The 17,781-nt window shown below is 74.7% G+C and carries 13 protein-coding genes; 2 read left to right on the top strand and 11 right to left on the bottom strand.

All coding sequences use genetic code 11. The features are described from left to right. Positions 1-2 precede the first annotated feature (2 nt). The gene (locus AB0M46_RS36325) at positions 3-1,037 is read right to left on the bottom strand and encodes a nitronate monooxygenase (RefSeq protein ID WP_363343723.1); all 1,035 of its coding nucleotides are present in this window, start codon (positions 1,035-1,037) and stop codon (positions 3-5) included. A gap of 144 nt (positions 1,038-1,181) precedes the next feature. Next, on the bottom strand, positions 1,182-2,087 hold the full coding sequence (locus AB0M46_RS36320; RefSeq protein WP_363343721.1) for a carbohydrate kinase family protein: 906 nt from the start codon (positions 2,085-2,087) through the stop codon (positions 1,182-1,184). 125 nt (positions 2,088-2,212) lie between these two features. Here AB0M46_RS36320 and AB0M46_RS36315 point away from each other — a divergent pair, with 125 nt between their 5' ends. Both AB0M46_RS36315 and AB0M46_RS36310 read left to right on the top strand, forming a co-directional pair. After that, positions 2,213-4,207 carry a substrate-binding domain-containing protein gene (locus AB0M46_RS36315; RefSeq protein ID WP_363343719.1) on the top strand — a complete coding sequence of 665 codons (1,995 nt, stop codon included), beginning with the start codon at positions 2,213-2,215 and terminating at the stop codon, positions 4,205-4,207. Beyond that, complete coding sequence (locus tag AB0M46_RS36310; protein WP_363343717.1) at positions 4,200-5,507, top strand: extracellular solute-binding protein; 1,308 nt, start codon at positions 4,200-4,202, stop codon at positions 5,505-5,507. The genes AB0M46_RS36315 and AB0M46_RS36310 overlap by 8 nt, the downstream gene beginning before the upstream one ends. Here the strand turns inward: AB0M46_RS36310 and AB0M46_RS36305 are convergent. The 9 genes from AB0M46_RS36305 to AB0M46_RS36265 all read right to left on the bottom strand — a co-directional run bounded on the left by AB0M46_RS36305 (position 5,495) and on the right by AB0M46_RS36265 (position 17,637). After that, positions 5,495-6,295: an alpha/beta hydrolase gene (locus AB0M46_RS36305; RefSeq protein ID WP_363343715.1), complete on the bottom strand. Its 801-nt coding sequence runs from the start codon at positions 6,293-6,295 to the stop codon at positions 5,495-5,497. The two genes, AB0M46_RS36310 and AB0M46_RS36305, sit on opposite strands and share 13 nt — an antisense overlap. A gap of 52 nt (positions 6,296-6,347) precedes the next feature. Continuing rightward, positions 6,348-7,040, bottom strand: a complete 693-nt coding sequence (locus AB0M46_RS36300) for a class I SAM-dependent methyltransferase (RefSeq protein ID WP_363343713.1) — start codon at positions 7,038-7,040, stop codon at positions 6,348-6,350. A 75-nt stretch (positions 7,041-7,115) separates the two neighbouring features. Further along, positions 7,116-7,784, bottom strand: a complete 669-nt coding sequence (locus AB0M46_RS36295) for a response regulator transcription factor (protein WP_363343711.1) — start codon at positions 7,782-7,784, stop codon at positions 7,116-7,118. Next, the gene (locus tag AB0M46_RS36290; RefSeq protein WP_363343709.1) at positions 7,781-8,971 is read right to left on the bottom strand and encodes a sensor histidine kinase; all 1,191 of its coding nucleotides are present in this window, start codon (positions 8,969-8,971) and stop codon (positions 7,781-7,783) included. Before AB0M46_RS36290 ends, AB0M46_RS36295 begins: the two co-directional genes overlap by 4 nt. Positions 8,972-8,980: 9 nt before the next feature. After that, positions 8,981-10,969 carry a polysaccharide deacetylase family protein gene (locus tag AB0M46_RS36285; RefSeq protein WP_363343707.1) on the bottom strand — a complete coding sequence of 663 codons (1,989 nt, stop codon included), beginning with the start codon at positions 10,967-10,969 and terminating at the stop codon, positions 8,981-8,983. Positions 10,970-11,165: 196 nt separating this feature from the next. Continuing rightward, positions 11,166-13,673: an RNA repair domain-containing protein gene (locus AB0M46_RS36280; RefSeq protein WP_363343705.1), complete on the bottom strand. Its 2,508-nt coding sequence runs from the start codon at positions 13,671-13,673 to the stop codon at positions 11,166-11,168. Positions 13,674-13,822: 149 nt separating this feature from the next. Then, positions 13,823-15,142 carry a mannitol dehydrogenase family protein gene (locus AB0M46_RS36275; RefSeq protein WP_363343703.1) on the bottom strand — a complete coding sequence of 440 codons (1,320 nt, stop codon included), beginning with the start codon at positions 15,140-15,142 and terminating at the stop codon, positions 13,823-13,825. Between the two features lie 305 nt (positions 15,143-15,447). After that, the gene (locus AB0M46_RS36270) at positions 15,448-15,924 is read right to left on the bottom strand and encodes a hypothetical protein (RefSeq protein ID WP_363343701.1); all 477 of its coding nucleotides are present in this window, start codon (positions 15,922-15,924) and stop codon (positions 15,448-15,450) included. A gap of 18 nt (positions 15,925-15,942) precedes the next feature. Continuing rightward, entirely contained in the window at positions 15,943-17,637 is a 1,695-nt protein-coding gene (locus tag AB0M46_RS36265) for a RyR domain-containing protein (protein WP_363343699.1), read from the bottom strand. Positions 17,638-17,781: the final 144 nt, after the last annotated feature.

Below are 17,781 nucleotides of genomic sequence, written 5' to 3'. Positions count from 1 at the left end.
GATCAGGCCTTCCCCGCCAGCCCGTGCAGCACCTCGCCCGCGGGCCGGGCCTGCCCGTGCGGGAACCCGGTGCCGGCCCACAGATGGACCCGATCGGCGTCCCCCGCCGCGGCCGCCGCCCGGCGCAGCGGCGTCGTGAGGTGATGCAACGCCGGGTACCCGACGGGCGCATGCGCATGGTGCCGCTCGACGAACCCGTTGCGAATGGCCCGCGCCGGACGCCCGCTGAACGCCCGGGTCAGGATCGTGCCCGCGGCGGGCCGCTCGGCCAGCGCCGCCTTGTGCACGGCCGACGCCCCGCTCTCGTCCGCCCGCAGCAGCGCCGTGCCCACCATGACCGCCTCCGCCCCGGCCCCGAGCGCCGCCGCCACGTCGTCCGCGGTCCCCACTCCCCCGGCCCCGACCAGCGGCAGCCGCACCGCGCCCGCCACTTCCCTCAGGAGCTGCGGCAGCGGTACCTCCCGGGGCCACACGTCCGGCGTGAAGGTCGCCGAGTGCCCCCCGGCCGCCGCCGCCTGCACGACGAGCCCGTCCACCCCGGCCGCGGCCGCCGCCCGCGCCTCCGCCGGCGTGGTCACCGTCTGCAGCACGAGCACCCCTTGCCGGCGCAGCCGCGCGACCGCGTCCCCCGGCGGCAGCCCGAACGTGAACGACACCACCGGCACCGGGTCCCCCAGCAGCAGCTCGAGCTTGTCGCCCCAGCGGTCGTCGTCCTCGACGGGCTCGGCCAGGCCGAGATCCAGCCCGTAGGGCTCACATTCGGCGCGCAGCCGCTCGGCGTACCGCCGGAACTCCCCCGCCTCGACCGGCACCGAGTTCGGCGCGAACACGTTGACCCCGAACGCCGCCGCCCCGCCCTCGCGCACGGCCCTGATCTGCGCCCCGAGGTCCTCGGCGGTGCGGTAACCGCCGGCGAGGAACCCGAGCGCCCCGGCGCGGGCGGCCGCCCCGACGAGCGCGGGCGTGCTCGCCCCACCGGCCATCGGCGCCGCCACGACCGGCCCTTCGATCCCGAGCTCCGCGAACAGTCCACTCATACCGTCGATCCTGCCTCAGGCCGCGCGCGTCCGGGCCTGTGCGGCTCACCCGGTCCGGACCGAAATACCGGGCGTGCCCCGACATTTCGGATTTGGGCGGCGACGGTGCGCGCGACCTGCTCGACGCCCGTGGTCCCGGCTCCCCTAACGCGTCGCGCGGGCGACGGCGGCGGCCAGCTGGGGCTCCGTGATGAGCTCCTCGTGAGTGCCGGCGGCGCCGCAGGCGAAGGCGCCGGAGACCGCGCCGGCCAGGGCGCACTCCGGCAGCGGGCGGCCGCGCAGCCAGCGGCTCATGAACGCGGTGCTGTACGCGTCGCCGGCGCCGTTGCTGTCCACGACCGGCCGCTCCGGGCGGGCGATCGGGAAGCGCAGCACGTCCTCGCCCCGGCGGGCCAGCACGCGGCTGCCGGCCTCCCCCTCGGTGGCCACCACGATCGACGCCCGGCCCTCGGTGACGATGCGGCGCATGATGTCCTCGATGCGGTCCGGGGCCGCCGCCGAGGACAGGAAGACCACGTCGGCCTCGCCGGCCAGGGACCAGCCCCACTCGTCGGCGCCGTCCCAGGCGTGGATGTCGGTCGAGGTGGAGATGCCCAGCTCGCGGGCGGCCGCCCAGACGGCCGGGGTCTGGGTGGTGGCGACGTGCACGTGCGCGGCCCGCTCCAGCAGCGGCAGGTAGGAGTCCTCCGGCATGAGCGTGCCCGCCGGGTGGCGGCCGTCGAAGAAGGAGAAGCGGCGGCCGGCCGCGTCGACCAGGTTGATGCTGCGCGGGGTGCCGTTCGGGGCGGGGCAGGCCACGAAGTTCAGGCCGGCGGCGGCGTACCGGGCCCGGATCAGCTCGCCCTGCGGGTCGTCGCCGACGAGCGCGGCGAACTTGGTGCGCAGACCCAGGGCGCTGAAGCCCAGCGCCACGCCGTTGCCCGAGTGGCCGACGTAGTCGCCGACGCCGCTGACGGGGAGGTAGTCGCCGGACGGAATGCTCAGCTCGGGCACGCGGACGATGGTGTCCACGCCGACGCCGCCCAAGACCAACACATCGAAGTCTGCCATGCGCGGCAGCATAGACGGCGCGGCTGGACATCGAGGGGCATGATAGACGTAGCTCCAAACCGCCAGAAGGTAGCTCCAAAACCGCCAGAAGGTACTTCCAACCCGCCAGGAGGTGCGCCGCCGGCATGGGCGAAACGGGCGACCGGACAACCAACGGCAACGGCCGCGAATCGGCCCGGCCACTCGTATCGGTGCTCGTCGCGCTGTTCACCGGGGCGGGCATCGCGCTGCAGCAGCTGTCGACCGGGCAGCCGGCGTCCCTGGGGCGCTGGGCGATGCTCGTGGTCGGCTCGGCCATCGGTGGGCTCGGCGGGCTGCTCGCGGCCGGGCTGTTCGAGCCGCTGCTGCGCTGGTCGGGCGGGGCGCTCACCAAGCTGCGCCGGCTGCTGCAGCCGCGCGTGCTGTCCCTGGTCGGCGGGTTCTGCGTGGTCGCGCTCGCGCTGGGCTACACCGTGCCCAAGGCACTCGACGCGGCCCAGCGCTGGTGGCGCGGCTGTCCGCGGCCGGCGGCGGTGCGGGTGCTGACCTCGGCCGAGCAGCTCGGCGCGGCCCGGCAGCTGGCCGGCGAGTTCGAGGCGTCGACGGCGCAGGCGCAGCACGGCTGCCCCACCGCCGAGTTGTACGTGTACCCGTCCCGCCCCACCGACGCCCGCGAGGCCGTGGGCAGCGGCTGGGCCAACGACGCCCTGCGCCGCATCGGCCCGCGCCCCGACGTGTGGCTGCCCGACGCCACCGCCGACGTCGACGCGGCCCGGGACGCGGCCACCCGCTTCGCGGTGCCGGTGCCGATCGCCGAGCAGCGCACGGTCGCCGCCTCCCCGGTGGTGCTGGGCGTGCCGGCGATCGCGGTGCCGGAGGACCTCGCCGACCGGCGGCAGGACATGACGTGGGCACAGCTGTGGGCCGAGGTGACCCGGCGCGGCTGGGACGTGCTGCGGCCCGACCCGGCGGTGTCGGACGCGGGCGCGCTGGCCACGGCGTCGCTCTACGGCGGGCTGCGGGCCGACGCCACCGCGGCCCGGGCGGTGGAGCAGCGCATCGAGCGCTCCCTCGACGCCGGCGGCTTCCCGCTGGGCGAGGCCACCGAGCTGCTGTGCCGCAAGCATGCGGGCGACCCGCACCGCGCCGCGGCCATCGTCACCGAGCAGGCGCTGGTGCGGTTCAACCAGGGGCTCGGCTGCGGGCTGGACAAGGGCCCGCCGGACTCCGAGCAGACGCTGGTCGCCTTCTACCCGACCGACACGGTCGCGGCCGACCACCCGTTCGTGCGCCTGGGCTGGGACGGCACCGGCGCGGCGAGCGCCGCCGCGGCCAAGGCCTTCGGCGAGTGGCTGCGCGGCGAGGACGGCAAGCGGGCGCTGGTGCGGGCCGCGCTGCGCCCGCCGCCGCTGTTCGACGTGGCCGAGCCGCTGACCGAGCGCTTCGGCGCGCACGCCGGGGTGGCGTTCGACCGCCGGCCCCCGGCGCCGGACGCGCTGGGCCGGGCGCTGCAGCACTACGCCCAGGCCCGCCGCCCGGGCCGGATCCTGCTCGCCCTGGACGTCTCCGGCTCGATGCGGACCGCCGTGGACCGGGCCGGCACGACCCGGCTGCAGGTGGCCGCGGCCGGGGTGAGCCGGGCGCTGGAGCTGATGAGCGGGCGCGACGAGTTCGGGCTGCGGGTGTTCCCGGCCGACGGACGCGGTGCCGGCAGCCGCGAGATCGTGCCGCTGGGCCGGGCCGACGAGCCGATCGGCGGCGTGCCGCGGGCCCGGGCCGCCACCGGCGGGCTGGCCGGGGTACGCCCGGCCGGCAACACTCCGCTGCTGCCCGCGATCCTCGACGGCGTGCGCGACGCGGGCACCGGCGGCCCGCAGGAGCGCATCGCCAGCCTGGTGGTGCTCACCGACGGCAACGACACCAGCGGCCTGGCCCCGGCCGAGGTGGACGGCGCCGTGCGCGGCCGCGGTGTGCGGGTCTTCGTCATCGCCATCGGCGAGGCCAGCTGCGGCGCCTTCGCGCTGCGCGACGTCACCACCCACACCGGCGGCGCCTGCTACGACGCCGCACCGGGCGCCATCGGCGACGTCCTGCAGGACCTGTTCGCACTGCTCTGGGGAGGCGAGGCGGCGCATGCCTGAGACGGCGACACGAAGGATCCGGTGGCCGCGGCGCCCGCGGCTGGAGATGCTCCTGCTGGGGCTCGTCGCCGGGGTCGGGCTCACGCTGCTCGCCGGCCTCGTCGTGGTGCCGCTGTTCGCCGGCGACGACGGGATCGAGGACGGGGAGCTGGTCATCCTCAGCGGGCGCGACGAAGGGCAGGGCAACCAGCGCCAGGCCCTCGTCGACCAGTGGAACGCGCTGCACCCGCGCAACCCCGCCCGCATCGAGGAGATCGCCGCGGGCGCCGACGCCCAGCGCAGCGAGATGGTCGCCCGGGCGCAGGGCGGCGGCAAGGGCGACGCGGACGTCTACAACCTCGACGTGACCTGGACGGCGGAGTTCGCCTCGCGGGGGTACATCCGCGACCTCGACGGCGCCGACACCACCGGCTACCTGCCGGCCCCGCTGCAGACGTGCCGCTACGACGGGCACCTGTGGGCGCTGCCGTTCAACACCGACGCCGGCCTGCTGTACTACCGCGACAAGCTCGCGCCGCAGGCGCCCAAGGGGTGGACGCAGCTGGTCGCCTCGGTGCAGCAGGCGCTCGGCCGGCCCGGTGCCCCGGCCGCCGGCTATGCGGGCCAGCTCGCCGACTACGAGGGCCTGACGGTGAACGCGCTGGAGGCGATCTGGGCGGCCGGCGGCGACGTGGTCGACCCGCACGGCAACGTGGTGATCGACTCCCCGGAGGCCCGGGCCGGCCTGACCCGGCTCGCCACCGGCCTCACGGCGGGGACGCCGCAGGTGATCCTGCCCGACTCGCTGGGCTTCGACGAGCTGGGCACGACCCAGGCCTTCGCCGCGGGCCGGGTGCTCTTCATGCGCAACTGGCCGGTCGCGCACCGGGCGCTGGACCCGCCGAGCGCCGGCGACAGCGCCAAGGCCCTGGACTTCGCCGTGACGCGGCTGCCCGGCCCGAGCGCGCTGGGCGGGCAGAACCTCGCCATCGCCGCACACAGCCGCCGCCCGCGGGCCGCCCGGGCGCTCATCGAGTTCCTCACCGGGGAACGCAGCCAGCAGATCCTGTTCGAGCGGGGCGGGTTCGCGGCCACCCGGGAGATCGTCTACCGCGACGCCGAGGTGATCCAGCGGTACCGCTACGCCCCCACCCTGCTGGAGGCGATCCGCGATGCGCGGACCCGCCCGGTGACCCCGCACTACGCGCAGTTCTCGGAGACCTTCCGGGCCCTGGTCCGCCAGGCCCTCGCCGACGGCGGCCACCTGCCGCCCGACGCCAAGCCCCGGCTGGAGGCGGCCCTGCAGGGTTACAAGCGCTGATCGCCGGGCGCCCCGATGGCGATCCCGGCCAGGGCGCGCAGGCTGTCGGTGCCGGGCACGAAGTACCCGTCGTGGCCGTCGACCCCGCCGACCGGCAGGGCCTCGGCGCCGAACGCGGGGTCGTAGGCGTGCGCGCCGTGGCCGGCGCCGGCCAGCCGCACGCCCGGGATGCGTCGGGTCCAGTCGCCGGGCGCGGTGCCGGCCCACACGTGCGCGGCGGTGTGCAGGTCCCGGGCCGAGTCCACGCCCATGCCGGGGCTGCCGAGGGCCACGATGTCGGTGACCCGCCCGTCAAGCCCGGGCGCGGCCAGGCCGACAACGGTGGAGCCGTAGCTGTGCCCGACGACGACGATGCGCCGGCCGGGCAGCCGCCCGACGAACTCGCGCAGCGCCGCCGCGCCGGCCGCGGCCAGGTCCTCGCGGGCCGCGCCGAGGCCGACGCCGGACGGCGGGTGGTAACCGAGCCAGGCCACGACCGCGACCCGGCCGGCCGCGCCGGTGCCGCCGAGCGCGGCGATCTCGGCGGCCAGCGAGCGCGCCTGGTACACGGGGGCCCGGCGCTCGACGCCGCCGAGGCCGTGGTCGAAGTTGGCCGCGGTGGTGTTCACGCCGGGCACAAGCACGACCACCGTCTCGGCCCGCTGCGGGTCGCCCACGACCTCCAGGGCCAGGCCGTCGGCGTACCGCGCGCTCTGGATCGGCAGCGGCGGCTCGGCGTGCGCCGGGTGGGTGGGGCCGAAGACGGTCAGGACGGCGGCGACGACGGGAAGCAGCAGGAGCGTTCGCATGCCGGGCAAGGTAGGAACGGGGCCGGGTGCCACTCGTCATACCGCGGAGCCGTCATGCGCGTAGTCCTGCGGTACCGAAGAAGAGCATCGGGTCGCACGAGTGGCGGTGCACGGGGGCCGACATGCGCAGGCGCCGCTTCACGCTCAGCAGGTGGTCGTGCAGGTCGGGGTCGCCGCGCCGGGACGCGGTCAGGTACGCGAGGCCCTTGCCGCGCAGCCAGCGCAGCAGCACCGCGCCCTCGCTGCCCGGCCACGGGCGCCTGCCGTGGAAGACGTCGTGCACGGCGACCGCGACCCCGGGCCGCAGCCGCTCCAGCAGGCCGGCGGTGTACCAGCGGGCGAAGCCGGCGGTGTGCCGGGCGTCGAGCAGCACGAACCCTGGATCGGCGGGCAGGTCGGCGGCGCGCACGTCGCCGCGGGTGAACCGCCAGCGGGTCCGGGTCAGCTCGTCGGGCAGGTTCCCGGCGGCCGCGCCGATACGGTCGTAGCTGTGCAGCACCCCGTCGCCGTTGTCGCGCAGGGCCCGCAGCAGCCAGGACGTGGACCAGCCGTGGTACGTCCCGATCTCGACCACCACCCGCGGGCGCAGCGCCCGCACGGTCAGGTAGGCGATCTCGGCCTCGATGTCGTCGAGCTTGGGGCGCATCGGGCGCTGGGCCAGCAACTCCCGCTGCTCCTCGCGGGCGGCCCTCAGGTCGGCGGCATGCCCGCGGTACCAGTCGATGAGCGTCTCAACCGTGTACATGCGCGAACCGTAGGAGCGCACCCGGCCCGGGGACGTCACTCCGGGGAGCCACGCCGGTGTAGTACCGGGGAGCTACTACGACTCGCCGGCGTTGACCACGCCTGTCTCGTAGGCGAACACGACGGCCTGGGCCCGGTCGCGCAGGTCGAGCTTCTGCAGCACCCGGCTCACGTGGGTCTTCACCGTCTGTTCGGCGACGACCAGCGACTCGGCGATCTCCGCGTTGGACTGGCCGCGGGCGATCAGCCGCAGCACCTCGACCTCCCGCGGGGTGAGGTCGCGCAGCTTGGCCGGGCGGTGGGTCACCTGGCGCGGGCGGGCGGCGAACTGCTCGATGAGCTTGCGGGTGACCGACGGCGCCAGCAGCCCCTCACCGGCCGCGACCACCCGCACCGCGTTGACCAGTTCGGCCGCGGGCGCGTCCTTGAGCAGGAAGCCCGAGGCCCCGGCCCGCAGCGCCTCGAACACGTAGTCGTCGAGGTCGAAGGTGGTGAGCATGAGCACGCGGGGCCGGTGCAGGCCGGGGGCCACGCCGAGCAGGCGGCGGGTGGCCTCCAGGCCGTCCAGGACCGGCATGCGGATGTCCATGAGCACCACGTCGGGGGCGCGCTCGCGGGCCAGCGCCACGCCCTGCTCGCCGTTGTCGGCGTCGCCGACCACGGTGAAGTCGGGCTGGGCGGCCAGCAGCGCGGCGAAGCCCTGCCGGACCATCGCCTGGTCGTCCACGATCAGGATCTTGATCATGCGTCTCCGTTCAGCGGCAGCGTGGCGACGACCTCGTATCCGCCGTCCCCGACCGGCCCGGCGGTGAGGGTACCGCCGACGGCGGCGGCCCGCTCGCGCATGCCGAGCAGGCCGTGACCCTTCCCGTCCGGGGGCGGCCCGGCGCCCGGCAGCCCGTTGCGCACGAAGACGGTCAGGTCCGAGTCGTCGCGTGACAGCCGGATCGTGACGGGAGAGCCCGCGGCGTGGCGGCGGGCGTTGCTCAGGGCCTCCTGCACGATGCGGAAGGCGGCCAGGCCGACCCCGGGGGGCACCTCGACGCCGGGCAGCGGCGCGAACTCGACCGGCACACCGGCCTCCCGGGCCTCGCGGACCAGCCCGGCCAGCTCGTCGAGGGTGGGCTGGGGCTCGGTCAGCGCGACGGAGTCGTCGCGCAGCACGCCGAGCAGGCGCCGCATCTCGGTGAGGGCCTCCCGTGACGTACCGGCGATGGCCTGAAGCTCCTCGGCGACGGCCGGCGGCACGCCCTCGATGCGGTAGACCGCGGTCTCGGCCCGCACGGCGATCAGCGACATGTGGTGGGCCACCACGTCGTGCATCTCGCGGGCGATGCGGTTGCGCTGCTCGACCACCGCCTGGCGGGCCTGGGCGAGCTCGGTGCGCTCCTCCTCCTCGGCCAGCGCGCGCTGGACCTCGCGGCGGCGCCGGATCTGATCGCCGACGGCCAGCACCGCCAGCAGGGCCAGCAGCAGGCCCCCGATGTTCTTCGGCTCGACGTAGGTCAGGATGAGCAGCAGCGCCGACGCGCCGCTCCAGATCACCACGCCGCGGCGGTGCCGGACCGCCACCACGAACAGGATCACCGGGTAGCTCAGCATCTGCACCGGCTGGAACTCCCAGGGTGTGCCCTGGTGCAGGTGGATGCGCAGGCCGGTGAGGATCGCCGTGACGAACGCCAGCCGCCAGGCCAGCAACGGCCGGGAGGGGATCAACGCGATCGACAGGCCGATGAGGACGGAGCAGAAGACGTACCAGACCTGGCCGCCGCGGGTGGCGTTGCCGAGGTAGTACTGGAAGGCCGCGATCCCCAGCAGGAAGCCGGCGATGACGCCGATGGTGGGCAGCGCGCGGCCCAGGCGCGTCCTGGGGTGGACCGCCGGATCCCGGCCGAGCAGGAACTGCCCCAGGTCCTTGCTGATCCACCCCACGGTCCCAGCCTAAGCCAGCTGCCGTACCACCTCGTCGAGTGCCTGGTCAACCGTGCGCACCGCGATGCCTTTCTGCTGGATCAGCTTCAGCTCGGCCTCGAGGTTGGCCGGGGTGACGGCGTAGGCCGGGTCCTGGGCGGTGGCGGAGACCTCGTGGTACACCAGCACCAGCCAGCTCTTGTCCCGCACGGCCTGGTCGATCCACTGGCCGACCTGGGCCGGCGTCGTGGTGTCCAGGATGTTCTGCACCTTGATGTTGTTGACGTCGGTGCTGTCCTTGGTGTTGTAGCCCTCGTCCGTGGAGCGGTGCGAGCGGTAGTACTTCTTGCTGGTGCTCAGCACGGTGGCGTTGTACTCGCCGTAGGGCGTGGCGAAGTTCCTGGCCACGGTCGGCCCGTACCACTGCCGCAGCGTGGCCTGGCTGTCCTTGAGCTCGCTGTCGATCTTCGCCGCGGTCAGCGTGGGCAGGTGCGGGTGGTCGACGGTGTGCGAAGCGATCTCGATGCCGTGGGAGGCCAGGTCGCCCATCTGCGCCTTGGTCATGTAGTCCGGGTAGCCGGCGGTGCTGGTGAGCAGGTAGTACGTGGCGTTCATGCGGTACTTGTCCAGCAGCGGCAGGGCGGCGGTGTACTGCGAGCGCCACCCGTCATCGAACGTGAGGCTGACCAGCGCGCGGCTGAGCTGCGCCGGGGTGTACTCGGCGAGGGAGAAGTCGTCGGCGGTGACCCAGCCGACCTTGGCCAGGACCTGGAAGACGGTGATCTTCGTGGCGCCGGCCGGGACGGTGTACTGCGCGCTCACCTTCGCCCAGCTCGCCGACGCCGGGGCGGTGGCCAGGTAGGCGTACCGCGCCGAGCCGTCGGCCATGGTGACCTCGACGTCGATCTCGCTGTCCACGTTGGACTGGTAGTAGTTGCTGTACTGGTACGTCCTGCCCGGCGTGACGGCGACCGCGGCGGGGCTCCACTTGGCGTCCCCGCTGGTGTACTTCGTGATCTGCGTCTTCACGCTGCGGCTGCCGGTGTGCCCGGTGCCCAGGTAGCTGAACGTCGTGGTGTTGGCGCCCCAGGCCGAGCTCGTCCACCCCGACGGCGCCGTCCCGTTCGCGGTCTCGACCGAGGGGTTGGCGATCAGGTTTCCGGGCGTGGCCGGCGGCGGCGTGGTGCCCGTCGAGTTGTTCACGGTCACGGTGACCTTGGTGGTGGCCGCGGTGGCGCTGGCCGCGGTGCGGGCGGTGGCCGTCACGGTGTGCACGGCGTTGGTCGCCTTCTTCGTGTCCCAGCTGGCCGTGAACGGCGCGGTGGTGACCTCGGCGCCGAGGTCGACGCCGTCGACGGCGAACTTCACGCCGATCACGCCGGCGCTGGCGGTGGCCGCGATCTGCTGGGTGCCGCTGACCGTGGCGCCGGCGGCCGGGGCGGTCAGCGTCACCGAGGCCGGCGCCGGCGTCGGGTCGGACGCGCCGGACTCGGCCAGGAGGTACAGGTCGGTCTGCAGGCTGCCCTTGCTGGCCAGCACGTGGTAGATGGACGCCTTGACCGCGTTGGCCGGCGTGGTGAACTCGACCGACCGCTGCTTCCAGCCGCTGGAGACCGGCGCGTCGGCCAGCCAGGTGAAGGTCTGCTTGCCCGCGGCGGTGGTGTAGACGACCTCCAGGGTCGTGGTCACGTCGCTGATGTACCAGTCCGAGACCACGTACTTCGTGTTCGGCTTCACCGTGACGGGCGCGGACATCCACTTGGCGTCGCCGGAGGTGCGCGAGGTCATGGTGATGGCCAGGCTCTTCTGGCCGTCCTTGCCGCCGGACTTCCAGCTCGGCGTGGCCTGGTTGGTGCCCCATTTGTCGAAGGTCCAGCTGGCCGGCCCGGTCCCCTGGGCCGTCTCGGCCGAGGGGTTGCCGATGAGGTTGGCGCCGATCGCGTACGCCGTCACGCTGGGCAACAGCGCGGAGACGACGGCCGCGAGGATCCCGCCGATGAGCAATCTGTACAGGCGCAAGTGCCGGCACCCCTAACCTTGAATGCGATCCCTTTGCATGCGACGGGGTATCTCACCAATTCCCCACAAATCGCGTCAACGCAACGTAAGGACATCGTCACGACACTTCCCCGGCGCGCGCGCCCGAGCTGGGATGATTCAGCTCCGGCGGGGGCATTCGTGCACGTTCGGACTAACTCCCCCGAGATGAGGGAGGTCACCCGTTCGGAGAAGCCCCACCCGCGGCGGCCAGGGCCGCGCTGATCGCGGCCGGGTCGCCGCCGTCGATGCCGAGGGCGCGGCGGCGCGGGTAGGGCCGGACCGTGGCGCCGGCGTCCTCGAGCGCGAGGATCAGCCCGAGCACCCGGCCGTCGAGGTCGTCGCCGCCCAGCTCGACGAACCGCTCGTGCGCGCCGGGCCGAGGGCGGCCGCGCAGCGCGCCGTCGACGAGCGCCGCCGTCGAGCGGGTCATCGTGCGGGTTGTGTTCACCCCCGGCGGCGTCGGCGAGTACACCGGCCAGTAGGCGTGCCGGTCGCCCGAGCGCGGCCGGCGCGGGTGCCCGGCGCAGTGGCGCAGGAAGCCGTCGAGGTCGCGCACGCTGTGGCGCATGGCCTCGGCGGTGAGCACGGCCCAGCTGAAGCCGCCGACCAGGCCCCAGGCGGCGCCGTCCAGCTCCCGCTCGCGGGCCCAGGCGCGGACCTCGCCCAGCAGCGCCCGCAACGCGGCCGGGTCCAGGCCCTCCAGCAGCGCGTCGGCGTCCACGACGGCGAGCACGGCCCGCCGCCCGGCGTCGTCCAGCCGGGGATCGGCCGGGTCGAGCCGGTCGACGGCCACGTGCTGCACGTCGACGCTGACCCCGGCCACGCTCGCCCGCAACACGGGCACCACGGTGCCGGCCAGCCGCGCCCCGGGCAGCAGCCCGGCCAGCTCGGACAGCCCCGACGTGGGCGCCGCCCACACCAGGTCCAGGTCCGTGGACTCGGTGGCGACGCCCAGCCGGACGGAGCCGACCACGTGGACGCGGGAGCCCGGCGCGAGCGCGGCGCAGGCGTCCTCGACCAGCGCGCGGGCCGCGTCGTGGCCGGTGGCGAACGGCACCGTGCGGCGCACGGCGAAGGGCTCGTCGCCCCGGCGGCTGATGAGGTCCACCGCCGTGACCGTGAACTCCACGGGCTCCCAGTCGTCGAGGCGCAGCGTCGCGGCGCCGGTCAGCTTGGCCACGCTGAGGTGCGGGGTGAATCCCTCCCGCTCCCGGCAGGCGGGGAAGCGCTCGGCCAGCGCCGCCTGCAGCCGGTGCAGCGCGCCCGGCGGCGTGACCTCCGGCTCCAGCCAGACGGTCGTGCTGGCCCGGTGCCGGAAGGTGCGCGCCCGGGCGAGCCGGACCCGGATCGGCCCGAAGCCCTCGACCGCCGCCGCGGCCACCCGCGCGGCATCCTCGAAGTCAGCCTCCGGCACGAAACCGTAGACGAGGTTGATGTGCGGCATCCAGCGCCGGTACGACGGGTCGTGGGCCCGCCGCACCGCCTGGATGGCCGGCCACACCCGCTGCGGCGGCCGGATCACCAGGGCCGAGGTGTGCACCGGCGGCGCGTCGACGGTCGGGACCGCCGGCTGCAGCAGCGCGGTGACGCCGAAATGGTCCGAGACGTACTTCGAGGAGCCGTCGAAGGGCCGGTCGGCGAAGCGCTCGGCCACCACCGGGGTCAGCGGCCCGCGGACCAGGACGCGGTCCAGCCGGCCGGCCCGGCCGGTCCGCGAGGCGACGGCGGCGAGCGGGTTCACGGCAGGGTCGAAGGTGAAGCCGGCGTCGTGCGGGCGCAGGGCCCGCCACGCGTCCACGTAGCCGGGCACCGACGGCGCCGCCTCGTCCCCGGCGTTGAGGTCGGTGAGCAGCACCGCGGCCTCCAGGTCCCCGCGCGCGAGCCGCTCCTCGACGACCCGCAGCTGGTGCTCCCGCCGCTGCTCCGCCCCCTCGGTGTGGTCGCTGGTCAGGTGCGCGGCCACGAAGCCGGTGCGCCGCCCGTTGAGCACGGTGTGCCCGAGGACGAGCCGCTTGTACGCCGACAGCCGGTGCACCTCCAGGGCGAGCGGCCAGCGCGAGATCAGCGTGGTGCCGTAGCCGACCTCGGCGTCCGGGCCGGCCGAGACGCAGTAGCCGGCGCGCAGCCACGGCGCGTCCAGCAGCGCCGCCCACAGCTCGTGGGTGACCTCGTGCAGCGCGACCACGTCGGCGCCGAGGCCGCCGAGCAGCTCGACGCAGGCGGGCCACCGCAGCTCGGGATAGGTCAGCTCGCGGTCGTAGGCGTCGGACAGGACGTTGAACGTGGCCACCTGCACCACGTCGGCGCGCACCGGCGCGGGCGGCCCGGCCGGCCGCCACTGCCCCGCCACCGGGTCGAAGCGCAGGCAGTCCGCCGCCCCGAAGGCCGAGACGGCCCGCCTGGACGGCCGGCGCGGGGAGCGGGCCTCGGGCTCGCCCAGGGCGGCGAGGTCGACGGCGGCGTCGAAGACGAGGTCGACCCGGGTCCGGCGGTCCCAGACGATGACCTGGCCGGCCTTGACGTACTGGACCCGGTGCCACGGCACGTCCCCGCCCCCGACGAAGGCGAGCAGCGGCGTCTCGCGCAGCCCGGCCCCGCGGTCCTCGTAGCCGATGACGAACCGGGCGGCGTCGAGCCTGGCGTCGTATCGGATCCGGGAGACGACGTCCTGCACCGGTCGCATGCCACGAGCGTATGGCGACCGCCCGCCCGTCAGCGAACCATTTCAGCGGCCCGGCCGGTGCGTCCAGGTGATGGTGCTCGCCATCGTGCTCGTCACAGCGCCTCCAGGGCGCCGGCGACGCCGTGGCGGTCGAGTGCGCGCCCCACTCGTCACAGTGCTTTCAGGGTGCCGGCGACGCCGTGGCGGTCGAGTGCGCGGCCCCACTCGTCCAGGGCGGCGCGCAGCTCGGCGTCGTCGGCGAAGCCGGGCGGGAAGACGGCGTCGAGTTCCAGCGGCGAGCGGGCGGCCCGCAGCCGGTCGGCGAGCGGGTCGTCCAGCGGCAGCGGGGTGCCGTCGTCGGCCACGCCGCGCACGAAGCGGATCCAGGCGGCGAGGACGAGGGTGGCGTACCGCGGGACGACCCCCGCCGCCCGCCGGTCCGCGATGGTGGCGAGCAGCCGTTGCGGGAGCTTCTGCGTGCCGTCCATGGCCACCTGCAGGGTACGGTGGCGAAGGGCCGGGTTGGCGAAGCGCTCGAGGACGCGCCCGCCGTACACCTCGATGGAAATCCCCTCCTGCGGGGACAGCGTCGGCGCGATGTCGGTGCGGATGAGCCCCTCCATCGCCGCGCGCATCCCGGGCAGGGCGAGCGCCCGGTCGATGGTGGACGCGCCGGCCAGGGCGCCGAGGTACGCCAGCGCCGAGTGCACCCCGTTGAGCACCCGCAGCTTGAGCCGTTCCCACGGGGCGACGTCGGCGGTGAGCACCGCCCCGGCGAGGTCCCACGCTGGCCGCCCGGCGGGGAAGTCGTCCTCGACGACCCACTGGCTGAACGGCTCGGCGGCCACCGCGGCCCGGTCGACGACCCCGAGCGCGGCCTGCGCGGCGGCGTAGGTGTCCTCCGTGCTGGCGGGCACGATCCGGTCGACCATCGTGCAGGGGAAGCGCAACCCTTCGCAGCCGCCCAGCTCGGCGGCGACCAGCTCGCGCAGCCGGTGGCCGTTGCCGGGCAGGTTGTCGCAGCTGACCAGGGCCAGCGGCGCCCCGCCCCGGGCCCGCAGCCCGCGCAGCAGCAGCCGGAGCACCTCCGAGCCGGGGCGGTAGGCCTTCTCGGTGACGGTGAGCGTCACGATCCGGACGGCGGGATCGGCCAGGCGCGCCTCGACGGCGGCCGGTTCGCTCGCGGCGTGCAGGGCGGCCGCGTGCACGCCGAGCACCCGCGGGCGCACACCTTCGGCGTCGATGGCGAGCACGCTGTACAGCAGGTCCTGCTCCAGCAGCGGGTCGAGCACCGCGCGGGAGCGGGGCGCGACGGCGGCGATGGCCCAGTCCCCGCCGCCCTTGGCGATCGCGTCCTCGGTAAACACGGCCTGGTGGGCCCGGTGGAACGCGCCGAGCCCGAGGTGCAGGATGCCGACGCCCGCGTCCCCGCGCCGGATCGCCGGCCGATGCTCGAGGCCGTCGAGGGCACGAAGGCTCAGTCGCTCCATACGGGCCCCGCCGGAAAGGCGTAGCGCGCCACGGACTCCGGACACAGCTCAACGCTGCGGCCGGTCACGCGGACCGGGTCGGTGAAGTGCTGGCCCATGTATCCCACTATCCCAGCGCCCGGCCGAAATCACCGCCCCGAACAGCAGCGCATCATGACACATGGCGCACGCTCCTGCCGCCGACCGCGAGCGCAAGCGCGCATCCTCGACGCAGGCCGAGGAGCCTCGGCCGGGAGCGCCGAAACCGGGTGCGCGGTCGTCTCGGCAACCGCTGCGCAGGGCGATGGACGAAGCCGGGGCCACCGCTACTTGCGGCGGGCGCCGGCCGGCCAGATGACCGTCGTGTCGACGCCGCGGCGGCGGGCGTCCTGTACCACGTCGGCGGTGCCGCCCGGGTGGTCGCGCTCCTCGCCGTCCCACACCGCGACGAGGCGGTCGATGCGGTCCAGCATAAGGTGATTGGCGGCCACGTACGCGCGCACGCCCGCGCGCGGTTCCCCCGTCGGAAGGACGGCGTGGGCCCCCGCCAGGAGGGCGTCGAAGGTTTCGCGGCGGTCGAGGGCCAGCACCTCGCGGTAGTCCGGGGCGGGCAGCACGACCTCGTAGACCCCGCCGACCTCGCGCACCGCGCGGGCGAAGAGCTGGTCGGCGCCGTCGGCCAGGCAGGTGACCCCGACGATGTCCTCGCCGTCCAGCGCCCGCAGGTACTGCACCAACGCCCGGTGGATGACCTCGGCGGTGCTGTCGGTGAGGTTGGTGTGGCCCGTGATGCCGATGCGCATGAGGTCCCCCGCAGGTGACTAGACGGCGCGGGCGCCGATCGGTTCGTTCAGCCGGACGATCGTAAAGCCCTCGTCGGCCAGCATCTCGGACATGTACCGCACCGCGTCGCGCGCCTTCTCGCGGCCCGGCTCGGCCAGGCCGGGCCAGTCGACGAGGTCCGGGTGGAGGCGGCGGCGGTCGTCGCGCGGCGTGCCGTGCCGCCAGCCCTGGCTCTCCCGCTCGGCGCACCAGCGGCTGTGCTCCAGCTCGGCGAGCTGCTCCAGCTCTCCCTCCGTGATCAGCCCGTCCTCGCCGTTGCGGACCGCGATGACGCAGCCGAGGGCCTGCATCTTGGCGGCGATGCCCTGGACCTGGGCGCGGTTGGCGTTGCGCATCGACTCCGACAGCTGCGACCAGGCCACGGCGCTGATCGGGCTGGGGCCGCCGCGGGCCATCTCGAGGTACCGCTGATGGAACCTCCTGGCCAGGCGCTCGGTGAGGGCGTCGGAGATGAGGGGCGCGTCGCAGGCCCGGGTGATGATGGGGTAGACGACGAGCTTGCCGCCCACCTCGTCGAGCAGGTCGTTGTGCTCACCGCCGTGGAACGCCTCGGCCAGCGCCGTGGCCTGGTAGGTGGCGACGAAGACGCGCTCGCTCGCCGCGTGCCACAGCTGCGGGCTCTCCAGGGCCAGGTCCAGCATGCCCTGCTCGTCGCGGTGGCAGAGGTAGATGCGATCGTAGCGGGAGCGGGTGACCCGGGGCAGCCAGGTGTCGAGGCGCTCGTCGTGCGGGTGCACCCGGCACACCCGGTCCAGGAACGGGAACCGGGCCTGGAGGGTGGCCAGCGTGCGGCCGGCGTCGGGGCCGATGAGGTCGATGTGCAGCTGGTCCGGGGAGCCGCCGACCGAGCGCCAGTACCGCGCCGTCTCCACCAGCAGCACCCGCGGGAACGAGTCGTCGCCGCTGATCAGCACCCGTGTCGGCGGGTCGCCGGCGGCCGGCGGGTGCAGGGGATGGCGGCGGTAGAGCATGCGCGCGGCGACGTCGTCGACGTGGAAGTAGTCGAGGCGGAAGAGGTTGGTGCTGGCCGCGCCGAGCCGGCGGGCCTGCAGCGAGTGGCACGTCTGCTGCCGGTTGAGCTGCACGTAGATCGACGGCGAGGAGCGGCGCAGCTGCAGCTCGGTGCCGGCGGTGACCGAGACGGCGTGGTTGAACTGGTCGTCGTCGCCGCAGATGTACAGGCACCGGGCCCGGCGCAGGCCGGCCGCCCGCAGCACCTCGGGCGAGCGGGCGTCACCGGCCACGCCGAGCATCCGGCGGTGGCGCAGCTCGAAGGTGCCGAACGGCGCGGCCCGCACGACCACCACCCGCTGGCCCGTGGCGAAGAGCTGCTCGGCCAGCGCCTGCGCGAACGGGGTGTCGCCGCAGACGACGACGTGCCGGCGGGCGGTGCGCGAGCGCAGCCGGCGAACCTCCCCGGCCAGCAGCACGCGGCCGGTCTCCACGACGGTGGCGAGGGTGAACAGCGGCGCCATGAACCTCGCCGCCTGCAGCGGCCACGGCACCCAGTCGGGGGCGGTCTGCAGCGGGTCGGAGCCCAGGACGTACAGCTGGAGGGTGTAGTACCAGGTGTCGAACCACGTGTTCGACACGTGCAGCCGGCGCATGCCGACCAGGCCGAGCACCAGCGCCGCAAGGCCGAGAATCCCGAACGCCGAGCGCAGGATCGTCACGCCCGACCTACCGCCGATCGGCTCCGGCCCCGCCACGCCGCACCCCCGCCCCCACGGTGAAACAGATGGATTTCCAGTGTGCGGTAGCCGAGGCGTCACTGACAGGTGCCGATGTCCAGAAATTTGACGCGGACGACTTTGGTG

The organism is Dactylosporangium sp. NPDC051485, from assembly GCF_040682015.1.
In the GTDB taxonomy this organism is placed as follows: Bacteria; Actinomycetota; Actinomycetes; order Mycobacteriales; family Micromonosporaceae; genus Dactylosporangium.
This window is presented reverse-complemented; position numbering and strand designations above follow the sequence as displayed.